16 protein-coding genes are annotated in these 17,020 nt (G+C 54.4%); 13 read left to right on the plus strand and 3 right to left on the minus strand.

Annotation, left to right across the window (positions count from 1 at the left end):
• Nucleotides 1-128: 128 nt before the first annotated feature.
• The 7 genes from priA to rraA all read left to right on the plus strand — a co-directional run bounded on the left by priA (nt 129) and on the right by rraA (nt 8,136).
• Nucleotides 129-2,327 carry a primosomal protein N' gene (gene priA, locus ACE15A_RS21990; protein ID WP_053510002.1) on the plus strand — a complete coding sequence of 733 codons (2,199 nt, stop codon included), beginning with the start codon at nt 129-131 and terminating at the stop codon, nt 2,325-2,327.
• A 154-nt stretch (nt 2,328-2,481) separates the two neighbouring features.
• Nucleotides 2,482-3,507, plus strand: coding sequence for a DNA-binding transcriptional regulator CytR (gene cytR, locus ACE15A_RS21995; protein ID WP_023249152.1), 1,026 nt, complete (start codon nt 2,482-2,484; stop codon nt 3,505-3,507).
• A gap of 93 nt (nt 3,508-3,600) precedes the next feature.
• Nucleotides 3,601-4,599 carry a cell division protein FtsN gene (gene ftsN, locus ACE15A_RS22000; RefSeq protein ID WP_053510000.1) on the plus strand — a complete coding sequence of 333 codons (999 nt, stop codon included), beginning with the start codon at nt 3,601-3,603 and terminating at the stop codon, nt 4,597-4,599.
• 91 nt (nt 4,600-4,690) lie between these two features.
• Complete coding sequence (gene hslV / locus ACE15A_RS22005) at nt 4,691-5,221, plus strand: ATP-dependent protease subunit HslV (protein ID WP_000208241.1); 531 nt, start codon at nt 4,691-4,693, stop codon at nt 5,219-5,221.
• A 9-nt stretch (nt 5,222-5,230) separates the two neighbouring features.
• Nucleotides 5,231-6,562: an HslU--HslV peptidase ATPase subunit gene (hslU, locus tag ACE15A_RS22010; protein ID WP_023249150.1), complete on the plus strand. Its 1,332-nt coding sequence runs from the start codon at nt 5,231-5,233 to the stop codon at nt 6,560-6,562.
• 66 nt (nt 6,563-6,628) lie between these two features.
• On the plus strand, nt 6,629-7,558 hold the full coding sequence (gene menA / locus ACE15A_RS22015) for a 1,4-dihydroxy-2-naphthoate polyprenyltransferase (RefSeq protein WP_053509999.1): 930 nt from the start codon (nt 6,629-6,631) through the stop codon (nt 7,556-7,558).
• A gap of 92 nt (nt 7,559-7,650) precedes the next feature.
• A complete protein-coding gene (rraA, locus tag ACE15A_RS22020) occupies nt 7,651-8,136 on the plus strand; it encodes a ribonuclease E activity regulator RraA (RefSeq protein WP_000872918.1) in 486 nt (161 codons plus the stop codon).
• Between the two features lie 202 nt (nt 8,137-8,338).
• Here rraA and zapB read toward each other — a convergent pair whose 3' ends face one another.
• Nucleotides 8,339-8,578, minus strand: coding sequence for a septal ring assembly protein ZapB (gene zapB, locus ACE15A_RS22025; protein WP_000051365.1), 240 nt, complete (start codon nt 8,576-8,578; stop codon nt 8,339-8,341).
• 394 nt (nt 8,579-8,972) lie between these two features.
• Here zapB and ACE15A_RS22030 point away from each other — a divergent pair, with 394 nt between their 5' ends.
• From ACE15A_RS22030 to fpr, 4 genes are all read left to right on the plus strand, one after another.
• A complete protein-coding gene (locus tag ACE15A_RS22030; protein WP_000084285.1) occupies nt 8,973-9,818 on the plus strand; it encodes an MIP/aquaporin family protein in 846 nt (281 codons plus the stop codon).
• A 20-nt stretch (nt 9,819-9,838) separates the two neighbouring features.
• The gene (gene glpK / locus ACE15A_RS22035) at nt 9,839-11,347 is read left to right on the plus strand and encodes a glycerol kinase GlpK (RefSeq protein ID WP_053509997.1); all 1,509 of its coding nucleotides are present in this window, start codon (nt 9,839-9,841) and stop codon (nt 11,345-11,347) included.
• A 111-nt stretch (nt 11,348-11,458) separates the two neighbouring features.
• Nucleotides 11,459-12,469 (plus strand): class II fructose-bisphosphatase, encoded by a 1,011-nt coding sequence (glpX, locus tag ACE15A_RS22040; RefSeq protein WP_001250615.1) that lies wholly within the window; start codon nt 11,459-11,461, stop codon nt 12,467-12,469.
• Nucleotides 12,470-12,565: 96 nt separating this feature from the next.
• On the plus strand, nt 12,566-13,312 hold the full coding sequence (fpr, locus tag ACE15A_RS22045; RefSeq protein ID WP_053509995.1) for a ferredoxin--NADP(+) reductase: 747 nt from the start codon (nt 12,566-12,568) through the stop codon (nt 13,310-13,312).
• Between the two features lie 106 nt (nt 13,313-13,418).
• Here the strand turns inward: fpr and ACE15A_RS22050 are convergent, their stop codons facing one another.
• Nucleotides 13,419-13,847 carry a DUF805 domain-containing protein gene (locus ACE15A_RS22050; RefSeq protein ID WP_053509994.1) on the minus strand — a complete coding sequence of 143 codons (429 nt, stop codon included), beginning with the start codon at nt 13,845-13,847 and terminating at the stop codon, nt 13,419-13,421.
• Nucleotides 13,848-13,947: 100 nt separating this feature from the next.
• On the opposite strand from ACE15A_RS22050, the gene ACE15A_RS22055 reads away from it, so the two are divergent.
• Both ACE15A_RS22055 and tpiA read left to right on the plus strand, forming a co-directional pair.
• Nucleotides 13,948-14,544: a YiiQ family protein gene (locus ACE15A_RS22055; RefSeq protein WP_023249143.1), complete on the plus strand. Its 597-nt coding sequence runs from the start codon at nt 13,948-13,950 to the stop codon at nt 14,542-14,544.
• A gap of 112 nt (nt 14,545-14,656) precedes the next feature.
• Nucleotides 14,657-15,424 (plus strand): triose-phosphate isomerase, encoded by a 768-nt coding sequence (gene tpiA / locus ACE15A_RS22060; RefSeq protein ID WP_023249142.1) that lies wholly within the window; start codon nt 14,657-14,659, stop codon nt 15,422-15,424.
• Nucleotides 15,425-15,465: 41 nt separating this feature from the next.
• Here tpiA and ACE15A_RS22065 read toward each other — a convergent pair whose 3' ends face one another.
• The gene (locus ACE15A_RS22065; protein ID WP_053509992.1) at nt 15,466-16,938 is read right to left on the minus strand and encodes a DASS family sodium-coupled anion symporter; all 1,473 of its coding nucleotides are present in this window, start codon (nt 16,936-16,938) and stop codon (nt 15,466-15,468) included.
• Between the last annotated feature and the right edge of the window lie 82 nt (nt 16,939-17,020).

The raw sequence follows: 17,020 nt of genomic DNA on the forward strand, positions 1-17,020 counted from the left end.
TTTGATGCTCATAACACGCACCAAAGGCGGCGAATCATACAGAATTTGACCACCGTATGCAAACTGATCCGCGCTCCCTTATCGTAATGTGTATACTACCCGACGAAATTTCAAGTCAGGAAGATGCTATGTCCGTCGCGCGCGTTGCCTTGCCCGTTCCGCTTCCCCGAACCTTTGATTACCTGCTGCCGGAAGGCGGGGTCGCCAAAGCCGGGTGCCGCGTGCGCGTGCCATTCGGTAAGCAGCAAGAGCGTGTGGGCATTGTCGTCTCGGTTAGCGACCACAGCGAATTGCCGCTCGATGAATTAAAATCGGTCATTGAAATCCTGGATAACGAGCCGGTCTTTTCTACCTCCGTCTGGCGCTTACTCCTCTGGGCGGCGGATTACTACCACCATCCCCTCGGCGATGTTCTGTTTCACGCTCTGCCGGTTTTACTGCGTCAGGGAAAACCAGCCAGCAACGCGCCCCTATGGTATTGGTTCGCCACCGAAGAGGGGCAAGCCGTCGACATCAACAACCTGAAACGCTCCGCCAAACAACAACAGGCGATGGCGGCGCTGCGGCAAGGAAAGATCTGGCGCTATCAGGTCGCTGAGCTCGATTTTACCGACGCCACGCTGCAAACGCTGCGACGTAAGGGGCTTTGTGAGCTTGCCAGTGAAACGCCCGCGTTTACCGACTGGCGAGAATGTTATGCCGTCGCAGGGGAGCGGCTGCGGCTGAATACCGAACAGGCGACGGCAGTCGGCGCGATTCACAGCGCGTCGGACGGTTTCTCCGCCTGGTTACTGGCAGGCGTGACCGGTTCCGGCAAGACCGAAGTGTATCTGAGCGTGCTGGAAAACGTCCTCGCCCAGGGCAAACAGGCGCTGGTGATGGTGCCGGAAATCGGCCTGACGCCGCAAACGATCGCCCGTTTTCGCGAACGTTTCAACGCGCCGGTGGAAGTGCTGCATTCCGGGCTAAACGACAGCGAGCGTCTTTCGGCATGGCTGAAAGCGAAAAACGGCGAAGCGGCGATTGTCATCGGCACGCGTTCCTCCCTCTTTACGCCGTTTAAGCATCTTGGCGTGATTATTATTGATGAAGAGCACGACAGTTCTTATAAACAGCAGGAAGGGTGGCGCTACCATGCCCGCGATTTGGCGGTGTATCGCGCCCATAGCGAGCAGATCCCGATTATTCTCGGCTCCGCCACGCCAGCACTGGAAACGCTATGCAATGTACGGCAGAAAAAATACCGGATGCTGCGTCTGACGCGGCGCGCAGGCAACGCCCGCCCAGCCCTGCAGCATGTGCTGGATTTAAAAGGCCAGCGTCTCCAGGCGGGACTGGCGCCCGCCCTTATCGCCCGTATGCGCCAACATCTCCAGGCCGACAATCAGGTGATTTTATTTCTTAACCGCCGGGGATTCGCGCCCGCGCTGCTTTGCCACGACTGCGGCTGGATTGCGGAGTGCCCGCGTTGCGATCACTACTACACGCTGCACCAGGCGCAGCATCATTTACGCTGTCATCACTGCGACAGCCAGCGTCCGGTACCGCGCCAGTGCCCCTCCTGCGGCTCCACACATATGCTACCGGTTGGGTTAGGGACGGAACAGCTTGAGCAAGTGTTGGCCCCCTTCTTCCCCGGCGTGCCGATTTCACGAATCGACCGTGATACCACCAGTCGTAAAGGCGCGCTGGAGCAACATCTGGCGGAAGTTCACCGCGGCGGAGCGCGCATTCTGATAGGCACGCAAATGCTGGCGAAAGGCCATCACTTCCCCGACGTCACGCTGGTAGCCCTGCTGGATGTCGATGGCGCGCTCTTCTCCGCCGATTTTCGTTCAGCGGAACGCTTCGCTCAACTCTACACTCAGGTTTCCGGCCGCGCCGGACGCGCGGGTAAACAGGGCGAAGTGGTGCTACAAACGCACCATCCTGAGCATCCCCTGCTGCAAACGTTACTGCATAAAGGCTATGATGCGTTTGCGGAACAGGCGCTGGCGGAACGGCAAACGCTCCAGCTTCCGCCGTGGACCAGCCACGTCATTATTCGCGCAGAGGATCACAACAATCAGCAGGCGCCAGTCTTTCTCCAGCAGTTGCGTAATTTGATTCAGGCCAGCCCGCTATTAGACGATAAGCTGTGGATCTTAGGTCCGGTGCCGGCCCTCGCGCCAAAACGCGGCGGCCGCTATCGCTGGCAAATTTTGCTTCAGCATCCTTCACGGATTCGCCTGCAACACATCATCAGCGGCACGCTGGCGTTGATCAATACGCTCCCTGAAGCGCGAAAAGTTAAATGGGTTCTTGACGTCGATCCGATTGAAGGATAGTCCTCACGATGCGAGGCGGATCGTAAAATTAAACATCCATCACACTTTTTATGAAAATTCTGTAACCGCTTCCACGCACTATCTGATAAAAATGTTTTCGATGAGTGTTAGCAGGGATAGATCTGCGCCAGCAGTTCCCAGGCGAGGAGAAAGAGTGAAATCGAACAAGCAGGTTACTGCCGCTACGATGAAGGATGTTGCGTTGAAGGCGAAAGTCTCTACGGCAACCGTATCCCGCGCGTTAATGAACCCCGATAAAGTCTCCCAGTCGACCCGTAGCCGGGTTGAACAGGCCGCGCTTGAAGTGGGTTATTTCCCGCAGTCGATGGGGCGAAATGTAAAACGCAATGAATCTCGTACGGTTTTGGTAATTGTCCCGGATATTTGCGATCCCTTCTTCAGTGAAATTATCCGCGGTATCGAAGTTACCGCGGCAGAACAGGGATATCTGGTGCTGATTGGCGATTGCGCGCATCAAAACCAGAAAGAAAAAACCTTTCTTAATCTCATCATCACCAAACAGATCGACGGCATGGTACTTCTCAGCTCCCGACTGCCCTTTGACGCCAGCGTTGAGGAACAGCGCAATTTGCCTCCGATGGTGATGTCGAATGAGTTTGCGCCGGAGCTTGAACTGCCGACGGTACATATCGATAACCTGACCGCCGCGTTTAATGCCATGAACTACCTGCTGGATTTGGGCCACAAGCGTATTGGTTGTATTGCGGGGCCGGAAGATATGCCGCTCTGTCACTATCGTTTACAAGGTTACGTACAGGCATTAAGACGCAGTGGCATTGTGGTCGATCCGCATTACATCGCCCGTGGCGACTTTACCTACGAAGCCGGGGCAAACGCATTAAAGCAGTTGCTTGAGCAACCGTTACCGCCTACCGCCGTCTTTTGTCATAGCGACGTAATGGCGCTGGGCGCGCTCTCCTGGGCCAAGCGCCAGGGTCTGAAAGTGCCTGACGATCTGTCGATTATCGGCTTTGACAATATCGCACTGGCCGAGTTTTGCGACCCTCCGTTAACAACCGTGGCACAGCCGCGTTTTGACATTGGTCGCGAGGCGATGCTGTTGTTGCTCGATCAGATGCAGGGGCAAAATGTGAGCAGCGGCTCGCGTTTAATGGATTGCGAGCTGATTATTCGCGGTTCTACGCGCGCTTTACCCTAAAGTAAATAGCTTTAAGACTCACCTGTCTGGTCAAAGGCCCGCCGCTTCAGTAACATGACGGGCTGACGAACGAATAAATACAGCGAAACGATAGTGGCACAACGAGATTATGTACGTCGCGGCCAACCGGCTCCTTCGCGGCGCAAAAAGAGCACCTCACGGAACTCACGGAAAAAGCAAAGCAACATGCCTGCGGTCTCGCCGGCAATGGTCGCGATTGCGGCAGCCGTCCTTGTGACCTTTATCGGCGGCTTGTACTTCATTACGCACCATAAGAAAGAAGAGTCCGAAACGCTACAAAACCAGAAAGTCACCGGCAATGGGCTTCCACCAAAACCGGAGGAACGCTGGCGTTACATCAAAGAGCTGGAAAGTCGCCAACCGGGCGTGCGTACGCCAACGGAACCGTCCGCCGGCGGCGAAGTCATGAATCCGAATCAGCTCACCAGCGAGCAGCGTCAACTCCTGGCGCAAATGCAGGCGGATATGCGTCAACAGCCGACGCAACTTAATGAAGTGCCGTGGAACGAGCAGACGCCAGAACAGCGTCAGCAAACGCTACAGCGTCAGGCGCAGCAGCAGCAGCAGCAGCAGCAGCAGCAGCAGCAGCAGCAGTGGACTCAAACGCAGCCGGTTCAGCAACCACGAACGCAGCCGCGGATAAACGAGCAGCCGCAAACGCGCACGGTACAGTCCGCCCCGGCGCAACCCGCGCGCCAGAGCCAGCCGCCGAAGCAGACGGCCTCGCAGCAACCTTATCAGGATTTGCTGCAAACGCCGGCGCATACCAGTGCGGCAGCGCCGAAAGCCGCGCCAATTACGCGTGCGCCTGAAGCGCCGAAAGCGACAGCAGAGAAAAAAGATGAACGTCGCTGGATGGTGCAATGTGGATCATTCAAAGGCGCTGAGCAGGCAGAAAGCGTACGCGCTCAGCTAGCGTTTGAAGGCTTTGACTCCAAAATAACCACCAATAACGGCTGGAATCGCGTCGTTATCGGGCCGGTTAAAGGTAAAGAAAATGCCGACAGCACCATTAACCGTCTGAAGATGGCGGGTCATACAAACTGCATTCGACTCGCCACCGGGGGTTGAAACCCTCAAAATCTCCCCCATCTATACTTGCATTACGCCCCGTACGCCGTACGGGGCTAGAATTCTGCATTAGTAACCAAGGGGTCTGCTCGTGACAACAATAGTAAGCGTACGCCGTAACGGCCACGTGGTAATCGCCGGTGATGGTCAGGCCACACTGGGTAACACCGTAATGAAAGGCAACGTGAAGAAAGTCCGCCGTCTTTACAACGACAAGGTCATTGCGGGCTTTGCGGGCGGTACTGCGGATGCATTCACGCTGTTCGAGCTGTTTGAACGTAAACTGGAAATGCATCAGGGGCATCTGGTCAAAGCCGCCGTTGAACTGGCGAAAGACTGGCGTACCGACCGTATGCTACGCAAGCTTGAAGCGTTGCTGGCCGTCGCGGATGAAACCGCCTCGCTCATCATCACGGGTAACGGCGATGTCGTGCAACCTGAAAACGATTTAATTGCTATCGGCTCCGGCGGTCCTTATGCCCAGGCTGCCGCTCGCGCTCTGTTGGAAAACACCGAGCTCGGCGCGCGCGAAATTGCTGAAAAGGCGTTGGATATTGCAGGCGATATCTGCATTTACACCAACCATTTCCACACCATTGAAGAATTGACCTCCAAAGCGTAAGGACCTCTCATGTCTGAAATGACCCCACGCGAAATTGTCAGCGAACTGAACAAACACATTATCGGCCAGGATAACGCTAAGCGTTCCGTGGCGATTGCATTGCGTAACCGCTGGCGTCGTATGCAGCTTGATGAAGAGCTGCGCCACGAAGTGACTCCGAAAAATATTCTGATGATTGGCCCGACCGGCGTCGGTAAAACCGAAATCGCCCGTCGTCTGGCAAAACTCGCCAACGCGCCGTTCATTAAAGTCGAAGCCACCAAATTCACCGAAGTGGGCTATGTTGGTAAAGAAGTGGACTCTATCATCCGCGATCTGACCGATGCCGCTGTGAAAATGGTTCGCGTACAGGCTATCGAAAAAAACCGCTATCGTGCGGAAGAGTTGGCGGAAGAACGTATTCTCGACGTGCTGATCCCGCCGGCAAAAAATAACTGGGGCCAGGCCGAACAGCAGCAGGAGCCTTCTGCCGCCCGTCAAACGTTCCGCAAAAAACTGCGTGAAGGCCAGCTCGACGATAAAGAGATCGAGATTAATCTCGCCGCCGCGCCAATGGGCGTAGAGATTATGGCGCCTCCGGGCATGGAAGAGATGACCAGCCAGTTGCAGTCTATGTTCCAGAACCTGGGCGGTCAGAAACAGAAACCGCGTAAGCTGAAAATTAAAGACGCGATGAAACTGTTGGTTGAAGAAGAGGCTGCTAAGCTGGTCAACCCGGAAGAGCTGAAACAGGACGCTATCGACGCGGTTGAACAGCACGGCATCGTGTTTATCGATGAAATTGACAAAATTTGTAAGCGTGGCGAAACCTCCGGCCCGGATGTTTCACGTGAAGGCGTACAGCGCGATTTACTGCCGCTGGTAGAAGGCTGCACGGTTTCGACCAAACATGGGATGGTCAAAACGGATCATATTCTGTTTATCGCCTCTGGCGCGTTCCAGGTGGCGAAGCCGTCTGATCTGATCCCGGAGCTGCAGGGCCGTCTGCCTATTCGCGTTGAACTTCAGGCGCTGACCACCAGCGATTTCGAACGCATTTTGACCGAGCCAAACGCGTCCGTCACCGTGCAGTACAAAGCGCTGATGGCAACTGAAGGCGTCAATATTGAGTTCACCGATTCCGGTATTAAACGTATTGCCGAAGCGGCCTGGCAGGTTAACGAAACCACCGAAAACATCGGTGCGCGTCGTCTACACACCGTACTGGAACGTCTGATGGAAGAAATTTCCTATAACGCCAGCGATCTACACGGCCAGGACATCACAATTGATGCGGAATATGTGAGCAAACATCTGGATGCGCTGGTCGCAGATGAAGATCTAAGCCGTTTTATCTTATAATCGCGTCCAATGCATTTTCATCACTGTTGATGGGGCTGAAAAGCCCCATTTTTATTGGCGCTAAATATGACTGAACAACAACAAATTAGCCGCACCCAGGCCTGGCTGGAAAGCTTACGACCCAAAACCTTACCCCTCGCCTTCGCGGCGATTATCGTCGGTACGGCCTTAGCATGGTGGCAAGGCTATTTCGATCCTCTGGTTGCACTGCTGGCCCTTATCACCGCCGGGCTGCTGCAAATTTTATCCAACCTCGCCAACGATTACGGCGACGCTGTCAAAGGCAGTGATAAACCGGATCGCATCGGGCCGCTGCGGGGGATGCAAAAAGGCATCATCACCCGGCAGGAGATGAAGCGGGCGTTAATCATTACCGTCGTGCTAATCTGTATCTCCGGACTGGCGCTGGTGGCGGTCGCGTGCCATACGTTAACCGATTTTGTCGGCTTCCTGATTTTGGGCGGGCTGTCGATTATCGCAGCCATCACCTACACCGTGGGTAATCGGCCCTACGGTTATATCGGGCTGGGCGATATCTCTGTCCTGGTATTCTTTGGCTGGCTAAGTGTCATGGGGAGCTGGTATCTCCAGGCGCATACGCTGATTCCGGCGCTGATTCTCCCTGCCACCGCCTGCGGTTTACTGGCGACGGCGGTACTGAATATTAATAACCTGCGCGATATTAATAGCGACAGAAAGAATGGCAAAAACACCCTTGTGGTACGTCTGGGCGATGTCAACGCGCGTCGTTATCACGCCTGCCTGTTGCTGGGCGCGCTGCTCTGTCTGGCGCTGTTTAATCTGCTCTCGTTACACAGTCCGTGGGGATGGTTGTTTATTCTGGCTGCGCCGTTACTCATCAAACAGGCGTGCTATGTGATGCGCGAAAGGGAGCCTGCGGCAATGCGCCCGATGCTTGAACGTACCGTTAAAGGCGCGCTGTTAACCAACCTGTTATTTGTGATTGGGATACTCTTAAGTCAGTGGACCGTTTAACTGACAAATATCAATTAACAATTGATGATTTTGCCAACAGTGTACTTAGCGCGATATACTAAAAATTGTCGCAGCAACTAAACGTTAAGCCTATGAAATACGATACTTCCGAGCTTTGTGACATCTATCAGGAAGATGTCAACGTCGTGGAACCGCTGTTCTCTAACTTTGGAGGGCGGTCGTCGTTTGGCGGACAAATCATCACGGTAAAATGTTTCGAGGACAACGGGTTGCTGTACGATCTGCTCGAACAAAATGGCCGTGGTCGGGTTCTGCTGGTCGATGGCGGCGGTTCTGTCCGTCGTGCATTGGTCGATGCGGAGCTGGCGCGTCTGGCTACGCAAAATGAATGGGAAGGGCTGGTTATCTATGGCGCGGTGCGTCAGGTGGACGATCTGGAAGAGCTGGATATCGGCATTCAGGCGATCGCCGCAATCCCGGTTGGCGCCGCAGGTGAAGGCATTGGGGAAAGCGATGTGCGCGTCAATTTCGGCGGCGTGACGTTCTTCTCCGGCGATCATCTCTATGCCGACAACACCGGTATTATCCTTTCCGAAGACCCGCTTGATATCGAGTGATCAAAAAAAGGCGCCGCAAGGCGCCTTTTTTATGCGTTGTCGCTGATTGCCGGATGGCAGCTTACACGCAGGGACGATTACGCGAACGATTTCGTGTTGTAGCAAGGCGGCAAGCGAAGATATCCCCAGGAGCGTAGTGAACTACGTGACTGGGGTAACTGAGCGCAGCCAACGCAGCTACGGCACGAAAGATAAAGCGTAATCAGACTTCTTCCATACGACCAAGCAGGGCCTGCAGACGCTCCTGCCAGCCGCTCTGCTGTTCCTTCAGAGAGTTGTTCTCACGCTCCAGCTCTTCACGCTGATGCTGTGCAGACTGTACTTCCTGCGCCAGGCTGTTGTTCTTTTCTTTCAGCTCTTCAATTTCCATCTGTAACAGGGTGATGGTGTCAATCGCCTGCTGTACTTTTGCTTCCAGTTTCTCAAACACTTCTAAAGACATGATCTTACCTCTCCTGAATTGCAAGGCGACGCTTCACGTAAACGCGCACAATATATAGTGCCGATTGTATGAAGCCCCGCTCTCGCTGTCCAGCGACATACCGCGTAGATTGCGGTTTGCAACAATTTTCATCCATCTCCTGGTAACATTCATCCAATAACTCAAAAGTGTTAACATGTTGGTTAATAAAATGATTCAATTCACACTCTTCTACTGTCTCAAAACGCGCTTCATGGCGCGATAACGCTCATTTTATTGACGCAGTACACACATTTCGATTTCGATATTTCTCGTTTTTGCTCGTTAACGATAAATTAACAGTGTGCCTACAGGGCATCGTGGATATCCATGACCTCCTCGCCAATAAACATTACATACTCTTCAGGATCCGATTATGAGTCAAACATCAACCTTAAAAGGCCAGTGCATTGCTGAATTCCTCGGTACCGGGTTGTTGATTTTTTTCGGTGTGGGTTGTGTCGCTGCGCTTAAAGTTGCCGGAGCCACTTTTGGGCAGTGGGAAATCAGCGTCATCTGGGGTCTGGGAGTAGCGATGGCTATCTACCTGACGGCAGGTGTTTCTGGCGCACACCTGAACCCGGCAGTGACCATCGCACTCTGGCTATTTGCCTGTTTCGACAAACGTAAAGTTGTTCCTTTTATTATTTCTCAAGTTGCCGGCGCCTTTTGCGCAGCGGCGTTAGTTTACGGGCTTTATTACAATCTTTTTGTGGACTTCGAACAAACCCACCATATCGTCCGTGGCAGCGTTGAAAGTCTTGATCTCGCAGGCATTTTCTCAACTTACCCGAATCCTCATATCAATTTTGTGCAGGCCTTCGCGGTTGAAATGGTGATTACCGCTATTCTGATGGGGCTGATTCTGGCGCTGACCGACGACGGCAACGGCGTACCTCGCGGTCCGCTTGCACCACTGCTCATTGGTTTACTGATCGCCGTTATCGGTGCCTCTATGGGGCCGTTGACCGGCTTTGCGATGAATCCGGCGCGTGACTTTGGCCCCAAAATGTTCGCCGGACTTGCCGGTTGGGGCGAAATTGCGTTTACCGGCGGTAGAGACATTCCTTACTTCCTGGTGCCGCTGTTTGGCCCCATCGTCGGCGCCATTCTGGGCGCATTTGCTTATCGCAAATTTATTGGCCGTCATTTGCCGTGCGATACCTGCGTCGTGGAAGAGAAGGACTCCACCGCTACCACACAACAAAATGCTTCGCTGTAATCTGATTACGGGACAAAATTATGACTGAAAAAAAATATATCGTTGCGCTCGACCAGGGCACCACCAGTTCCCGCGCGGTCGTTATGGATCATGACGCGAATATCGTCAGCGTATCACAGCGCGAATTTGAGCAAATTTATCCTAAGCCAGGCTGGGTGGAACACGACCCGATGGAAATTTGGGCGTCCCAAAGCTCAACGCTGGTAGAAGTGCTGGCCAAGGCCGATATCAGTTCCGATCAGATTGCCGCTATCGGTATCACCAACCAACGTGAAACCGCGATCGTCTGGGAACGTGAAACCGGCAAACCAATATACAACGCTATTGTCTGGCAGTGCCGTCGTACCGCCGACATTTGCGAACAGCTTAAACGAGACGGCCTGGAAGATTACATCCGCGACAATACCGGTCTGGTCGTCGACCCGTACTTCTCTGGCACTAAAGTGAAATGGATCCTTGACCATGTGGAAGGTTCGCGTGAACGCGCGAAGCGTGGCGAGCTGCTGTTCGGTACGGTGGATACCTGGCTTATCTGGAAGATGACGCAGGGCCGCGTCCACGTTACGGATTACACCAACGCCTCACGAACCATGCTGTTCAACATTCATGATCTGGACTGGGACGATAAGATGCTGGACGTGCTGGATATCCCACGCGCGATGCTGCCCCAGGTACGTAAGTCCTCCGAAGTTTACGGCCAAACCAATATTGGCGGTAAAGGCGGTACGCGTATTCCTATCGCCGGTATCGCCGGGGATCAGCAGGCGGCGCTATTCGGCCAACTGTGCGTAAAGGAAGGGATGGCGAAGAATACCTACGGCACCGGCTGCTTTATGCTGATGAACACCGGCGAGAAAGCGGTAAAATCGGAAAACGGCCTGCTGACCACCATCGCCTGCGGCCCAAGCGGCGAAGTTAACTATGCGCTGGAAGGCGCGGTGTTTATGGCGGGAGCGTCCATTCAATGGCTGCGTGATGAAATGAAGCTCATCAGCGACGCGTTCGACTCCGAATATTTCGCCACGAAAGTGAAAGATACCAACGGTGTCTACGTGGTTCCAGCCTTCACCGGTCTGGGCGCGCCGTACTGGGACCCGTATGCCCGCGGTGCCATTTTTGGCCTGACCCGCGGCGTGAACTCCAATCACATTATCCGCGCGACGCTCGAATCCATCGCTTACCAGACCCGCGACGTACTGGAAGCGATGCAGGCGGATTCCGGCATTCGCCTGCACGCTCTGCGTGTGGACGGCGGAGCGGTGGCCAACAACTTCCTGATGCAGTTCCAGTCAGATATTCTCGGCACCCGCGTGGAACGCCCGGAAGTGCGTGAAGTGACGGCGCTGGGCGCGGCCTATCTGGCCGGTCTGGCGGTCGGCTACTGGCAGAATCTGGATGAGCTGCAGGAAAAAACGGTTATTGAGCGTGAATTCCGCCCCGGCATTGAAACTACCGAGCGTAACTACCGTTATAGCGGCTGGAAGAAAGCGGTTCAACGCGCGATGGCGTGGGAAGAACACGACAAGTAAGGTCGCCATCCGGCAAAATCTTTGTGCGGAGGCAACTCCGCACACACATCAATTATTCCCTCCCTCCCCTGTGCTACACTGCGCGCCATTCCTTTCTGCTACGAGTTTGTTATGAGACGAGAACTTGCCATCGAATTTTCCCGTGTAACCGAAGCGGCGGCGCTGGCTGGCTACAAATGGCTGGGACGCGGCGATAAAAATATCGCGGACGGCGCGGCGGTCAACGCCATGCGTATCATGCTCAACCAGGTCAACATTGACGGCACCATCGTGATTGGCGAAGGCGAAATCGACGAGGCCCCGATGCTCTATATCGGCGAGAAAGTCGGTACAGGCCACGGCGATGCAGTAGATATCGCCGTCGATCCGATTGAGGGCACGCGCATGACGGCGATGGGCCAGGCGAACGCGCTGGCGGTACTGGCGGTCGGCGATAAAGGCTGTTTCCTGAATGCGCCCGATATGTATATGGAAAAACTGATTGTCGGTCCGGGCGCCAAAGGGGCAATCGATCTCAATCTGCCGCTGGCGGATAACCTGCGCAACATCGCGGATGCGCTGGGTAAACCGCTTGGCGATCTGACCGTGACCATTCTGGCAAAACCGCGTCATGACGAGGTCATCGCAGAGATGGCCAAACTGGGCGTGCGCGTATTTGCCATTCCTGACGGCGACGTCGCGGCCTCAATTCTGACCTGTATGCCGGATAGCGAAGTCGACGTGCTGTACGGGATTGGCGGCGCGCCAGAGGGCGTGGTATCCGCAGCGGTGATCCGCGCGCTGGACGGCGACATGCAGGGACGTCTGCTGGCACGCCATGACGTGAAAGGCGACAGCGAAGAAAACCGCCGCATTGGCGAACAGGAACTGGCGCGCTGCAAAGCTATGGGGATTGAAGCGGGCAAGGCGTTATGCCTGGGCGACATGGCGCGTAGCGATAACGTTATTTTCTCCGCGACTGGCATCACGAAAGGCGATCTGCTGGAAGGAATTAGCCGGAAAGGCAATATCGCCACGACGGAAACGCTGCTGATCCGCGGCAAATCACGCACTATCCGCCGCATTCAGTCAATCCACTACCTTGATCGTAAAGATCCGGATGTGCAGGCGCATATCCTCTAGCGCATTTGTTAGTTAGAGCCTTCCAGCCTCGCGGGGCTGGAAATCTTTCTCCTGACGAACGAAGATAAGGTTAGCGATTCAGAACAGGAGAAAACCATGGCCGATTGGGTAACAGGTAAAGTCACTAAGGTGCAAAACTGGACTGACGCACTGTTCAGCCTGACCGTTCACGCCCCCATTAATCCTTTCACTGCAGGCCAATTTACCAAACTCGGACTGGAGATCGATGGCGAGCGCGTTCAGCGCGCGTATTCCTATGTGAATGCGCCTGACAATCCGAATTTAGAGTTTTATCTGGTTACAGTTCCGCAAGGAAAGCTCAGCCCGCGGCTGGCGGCGCTAAAACCTGGCGATGAGGTGCAAGTGGTCAGCGACGCGTCGGGTTTCTTTGTACTGGATGAAGTGCCTGACTGCGAGACGCTATGGATGCTGGCGACTGGAACCGCTATCGGTCCGTATTTGTCTATTCTGCAATATGGCCAGGATGTAGCGCGCTTTAAAAATATGGTCTTAGTTCATGCCGCACGCTTCGCCGCCGATTTAAGCTATCTGCCGCTAATGCTGGAACTGCAACAGCGTTATGAAGGCAAGCTGCGTATCCAAACGGTGGTCAGCCGGGAGAGCGTGCCAGGCTCGCTTACCGGACGTGTGCCTGCGCTCATTGAAAACGGCGAGCTGGAAAAAGCCGTGGGATTGCCGATGGATAAAGAGACCAGCCATGTCATGCTGTGCGGTAACCCGCAGATGGTGCGCGATACGCAGCAACTGCTGAAAGAGACCCGACAGATGACTAAACATCTGCGCCGCCGACCGGGACATATGACGGCTGAACATTACTGGTGATGTTTTGCCGGATGATTTGTGCGCCTTATCCGGCCCACAAATCATCACCAATCCATAGGCCCGGTAAGCGTCAGCGCCACCGGGCAAATTACGGTTTACCGCCCGTTTACGGTTCTGCTTTAAACTTCACGTCCTGTGTCGATTTCCCAAACTTATTTTCCCCCTGAACACCGACAAACGCGCCCAGATCGATAAGCATCATCACCAGGATCAGCGTCGGAATAAATCGCCCGACGACCCACTGCCACATCCCCGGCAGCATCATCCAGTTTCCGGCCAGCAGCATCCACGCCAGAATCATCAGCAACGCCCACGCGCCGGAGCGCCCCCGGTCATGCAGACGCTTGACCATGACGGCAGCGGTCGGCCACAGCAGGCACACCAGGCAAAATGCCGCCGTTTGAATATCAAGCAGATTTTTCCCCGCCAGCGAAAATAGCGCCAGCATCCCGGCAAACCAGAGGCCGATCCAAATCCAGAAATCACGGCGCCCAATACGCCCTTTAAATGAGAATAACCATTGCTGTATGGTCATGTAAGTTCCTTATATTTTTCCTTCCGCTACAGTTTACCCTTTTGACAAGCCTGACAGTTATCGTTTTAATCGTGAGCAGTCCTAACGAAAGGTAAGATTGATGAAGCCAGGATGTACTCTGTTTTTACTGTTGTTTTCTGCTCTCACCACCAGCATAACGGCGCGCGCGCAGCTCTCTTCATTGACCACGACAGCGCCCTATCTGCTGGCGGGCTCGCCGACCTTTGATCTCTCTATTAGCCAGTTTCGTGAGAACTTTAACCGCCAGAATCCCGATCTGCCGCTCAATGAATTTCGTGCCATTGAGAATAGCCGCGATAAAGCGAATCTGACCCGCGCCGCCAGTAAGATTAACGAAAATCTGTATGCCTCCACGGCGCTGGAGCGCGGTACGCTCAAAGTGAAAAGTATGCAGATTACCTGGCTGCCAATTCAGGGGCCGGAACAGAAAGCGGCGAAAGCGAAAGCGCTGGAATATATGGCCGCCATTATTCGCACTGTCGCCCCGTTGCTGACAAAAGAGCAAAGCCAGAAAAAACTGCAAAAGATGCTTATCGCCGGTAAAGGTAAACACTATTACGCTGAGACCGAAGGCGCGGTACGTTATGTTGTCGCAGATAACGGCGAAAAGGGGCTGACCTTCGCGGTTGAACCGATTAAGCTGACGTTATCTGAAAATCTGGAAGGGGCGAATTGATGACAAAAAGCAAAGCCTTTCCGGGGATGAATCTCTATACTGTTTCACAGACCATGCTGCTCTGACGAGCGGCCATCTTCCTTAATTCGCTGACTAAGCGTGGAGAAATGAAATGCGACATCCTTTAGTGATGGGTAACTGGAAACTGAACGGCAGCCGCCACATGGTAAACGAACTGGTGGCTAACCTGCGTAAAGAACTGGCGGGCGTAGCAGGCTGCGACGTGGCAATCGCTCCGCCGGAAATGTATATCGATCTGGCGAAACGCGCTGCTGCCGGCAGCCACATCATGCTGGGCGCGCAGAACGTTGATCTGAACCTGTCTGGCGCATTCACCGGTGAAACTTCGGCTGAAATGCTGAAGGATATCGGCGCGCAATACATCATTATCGGTCACTCCGAGCGTCGTACTTATCACAAAGAATCTGACGAGCTGATCGCCAAAAAATTCGCCGTGCTGAAAGAACAAGGTCTGACGCCGGTACTGTGTATCGGTGAAACCGAAGCGGAAAACGAAGCGGGCAAAACAGAAGAAGTGTGCGCACGCCAGATCGACGCGGTACTGAAAACGCAGGGCGCGGCGGCCTTTGAAGGCGTGGTTATCGCTTACGAACCCGTATGGGCGATCGGCACCGGTAAATCTGCGACCCCGGCTCAGGCGCAGGCGGTACACAAATTCATCCGCGACCACATTGCCAAAGCTGACGCTAAAATCGCTGAGCAGGTCATTATCCAGTACGGCGGTTCCGTCAACGCGTCCAACGCAGCCGAACTGTTCGCGCAGCCGGACATCGACGGCGCACTGGTAGGCGGTGCTTCTCTGAAAGCTGACGCTTTCGCGGTGATCGTGAAAGCAGCAGAAGCTGCTAAACAGGCTTAAGTTGTTGCGACGGGAGGAACTCACCTCCCGTTATTATCGTGTCACCAATATCCCAACCAGTGCCACCAGAAGGCACCGGTCACGCCCCAGATAGTCAGGTTGACTACACTCATCACCAGCCCCGTTTTCCACCACTCCGCCAACGTAACATAGCCAGAGCCAAAGATAATGGGCGCGGTGCCCGTGCCATAGTGCGTCAGCGACATCATCAACGAGGAAGAGAAACCAAGCATCAGCCCAAGCAGCGCCGGCGGCGCGCCGAGACCCAATCCCGCGGCGAAGAACGCAGCAAACATCGCGGTAATATGCGCCGTGGTACTGGCGAAAAAGTAATGCGAATAAACGTAAAGCAGGATCAGCAGTAGCGTTGCTATGCTCCAGTGCACGCCGAGATGGTTGATGGCGCTACCGACGCTGGTCGCCAGCCAACCGACCAACCCCAGCTTGCTGAGAAAATCAGCCATCATCACCAGCGCGGCGAACCAGACAATAGTATCCCACGCCCCACGACATTTCAGAATGTCGTCCCAGCTTAATACTCCCGTCAGTAACAGAATTGATAAGCCAATTAATGCGGCGCTGGTAGGATTGACGGTCCAGCCGCTCCCCATGAGCATGGCAGGAACGCCAGCCCACAGGCAAAGCAGCAAAATAAAAACCGCGAGGGTGATTTTCTCTGCCAGCGAGAGAGGGCCAAGCGCAGTTAGCTTTTGTCGGGCGAACTGCGGCGCATCCGGCGTACGCGTAACGGCAGGCGGGTAGAGCCACCAGATCACAATGGGCATCACAACCAGCGATACCACCGCAGGAAGGAGCGCGGCGATAGCCCACATTCCCCAGGTCATATTCAGTACCCCGTCCGTCCCTTTGGTCAAGAAACTGACAATTAACGGGTTAGGCGCGGTTGCAGTGATAAACATCGCCGAACTGATCGGATTAATATTGTAATTCACCAGCGCGAGGTAACGGCCCGTCGCGCCATTCTCACGGTTTCCAGGCTCGGAACCAAGACTTTCCGCAATCGCCCGCATCACCGGGTGAATAATGCCGCCACCACGCGCGGTATTACTTGGCGTCACCGGCGCAATCAGGGTTTCTGCCAGCGTTAATGCCCAGGCGATCCCCAACGTTCTTTTACCAAACAGAGCAATAAACCCATAGCCTATACGCGCGCCCAGTCCCGTTTTCAACAAACTTTGCGACAGCATGATGGATAAGCCAATCAGCCAGATAAGTTGATTAGAAAAACCGCTCAGCGCATCGTTCAGCGCCGCTGAAGGTTTACCGGGATGGGTGACGCCGGTCATTGCCACCAGCATAATCGCCACAATCGCAATAGCGCCAATAGGCATGGCTTTCCCGATAATCGCCGCGATAGTACCGATAAACAACGCCAGCAGTTGCCATGCCTGTGGAGTCACATTCGCAGGACAAGGGATAACAAACCAGATGGTCAGAGTAATCACGATCGAAATGATGGCAGGCCAACAGCGAATGGGGGTCAATCTGTCCATGAATCAATCCTTGAGTTTCCAGCGCACACATCTGCGCACCAGTATTAACCGGCATCGATGCAAATAAAACAATTCACCCTCT

The organism is Salmonella sp. HY31 (assembly GCF_042604575.1).
Taxonomy (GTDB): domain Bacteria; phylum Pseudomonadota; class Gammaproteobacteria; order Enterobacterales; family Enterobacteriaceae; genus Salmonella; species Salmonella diarizonae.

What these genes read in the sequence shown, in the direction of transcription:
- priA (WP_053510002.1), top strand. Translation starts at nt 129, where the DNA reads ATGTCCGTCGCGCGCGTTGCCTTGCCCGTTCCGCTTCCCCGAACCTTT.
- hslU (WP_023249150.1), top strand. Translation starts at nt 5,231, where the DNA reads ATGTCTGAAATGACCCCACGCGAAATTGTCAGCGAACTGAACAAACAC.
- menA (WP_053509999.1), top strand. Translation starts at nt 6,629, where the DNA reads ATGACTGAACAACAACAAATTAGCCGCACCCAGGCCTGGCTGGAAAGC.
- rraA (WP_000872918.1), top strand. Translation starts at nt 7,651, where the DNA reads ATGAAATACGATACTTCCGAGCTTTGTGACATCTATCAGGAAGATGTC.
- zapB (WP_000051365.1), bottom strand. Translation starts at nt 8,578, where the DNA reads ATGTCTTTAGAAGTGTTTGAGAAACTGGAAGCAAAAGTACAGCAGGCG.
- ACE15A_RS22030 (WP_000084285.1), top strand. Translation starts at nt 8,973, where the DNA reads ATGAGTCAAACATCAACCTTAAAAGGCCAGTGCATTGCTGAATTCCTC.
- glpK (WP_053509997.1), top strand. Translation starts at nt 9,839, where the DNA reads ATGACTGAAAAAAAATATATCGTTGCGCTCGACCAGGGCACCACCAGT.
- glpX (WP_001250615.1), top strand. Translation starts at nt 11,459, where the DNA reads ATGAGACGAGAACTTGCCATCGAATTTTCCCGTGTAACCGAAGCGGCG.
- fpr (WP_053509995.1), top strand. Translation starts at nt 12,566, where the DNA reads ATGGCCGATTGGGTAACAGGTAAAGTCACTAAGGTGCAAAACTGGACT.
- ACE15A_RS22050 (WP_053509994.1), bottom strand. Translation starts at nt 13,847, where the DNA reads ATGACCATACAGCAATGGTTATTCTCATTTAAAGGGCGTATTGGGCGC.
- ACE15A_RS22055 (WP_023249143.1), top strand. Translation starts at nt 13,948, where the DNA reads ATGAAGCCAGGATGTACTCTGTTTTTACTGTTGTTTTCTGCTCTCACC.
- tpiA (WP_023249142.1), top strand. Translation starts at nt 14,657, where the DNA reads ATGCGACATCCTTTAGTGATGGGTAACTGGAAACTGAACGGCAGCCGC.
- ACE15A_RS22065 (WP_053509992.1), bottom strand. Translation starts at nt 16,938, where the DNA reads ATGGACAGATTGACCCCCATTCGCTGTTGGCCTGCCATCATTTCGATC.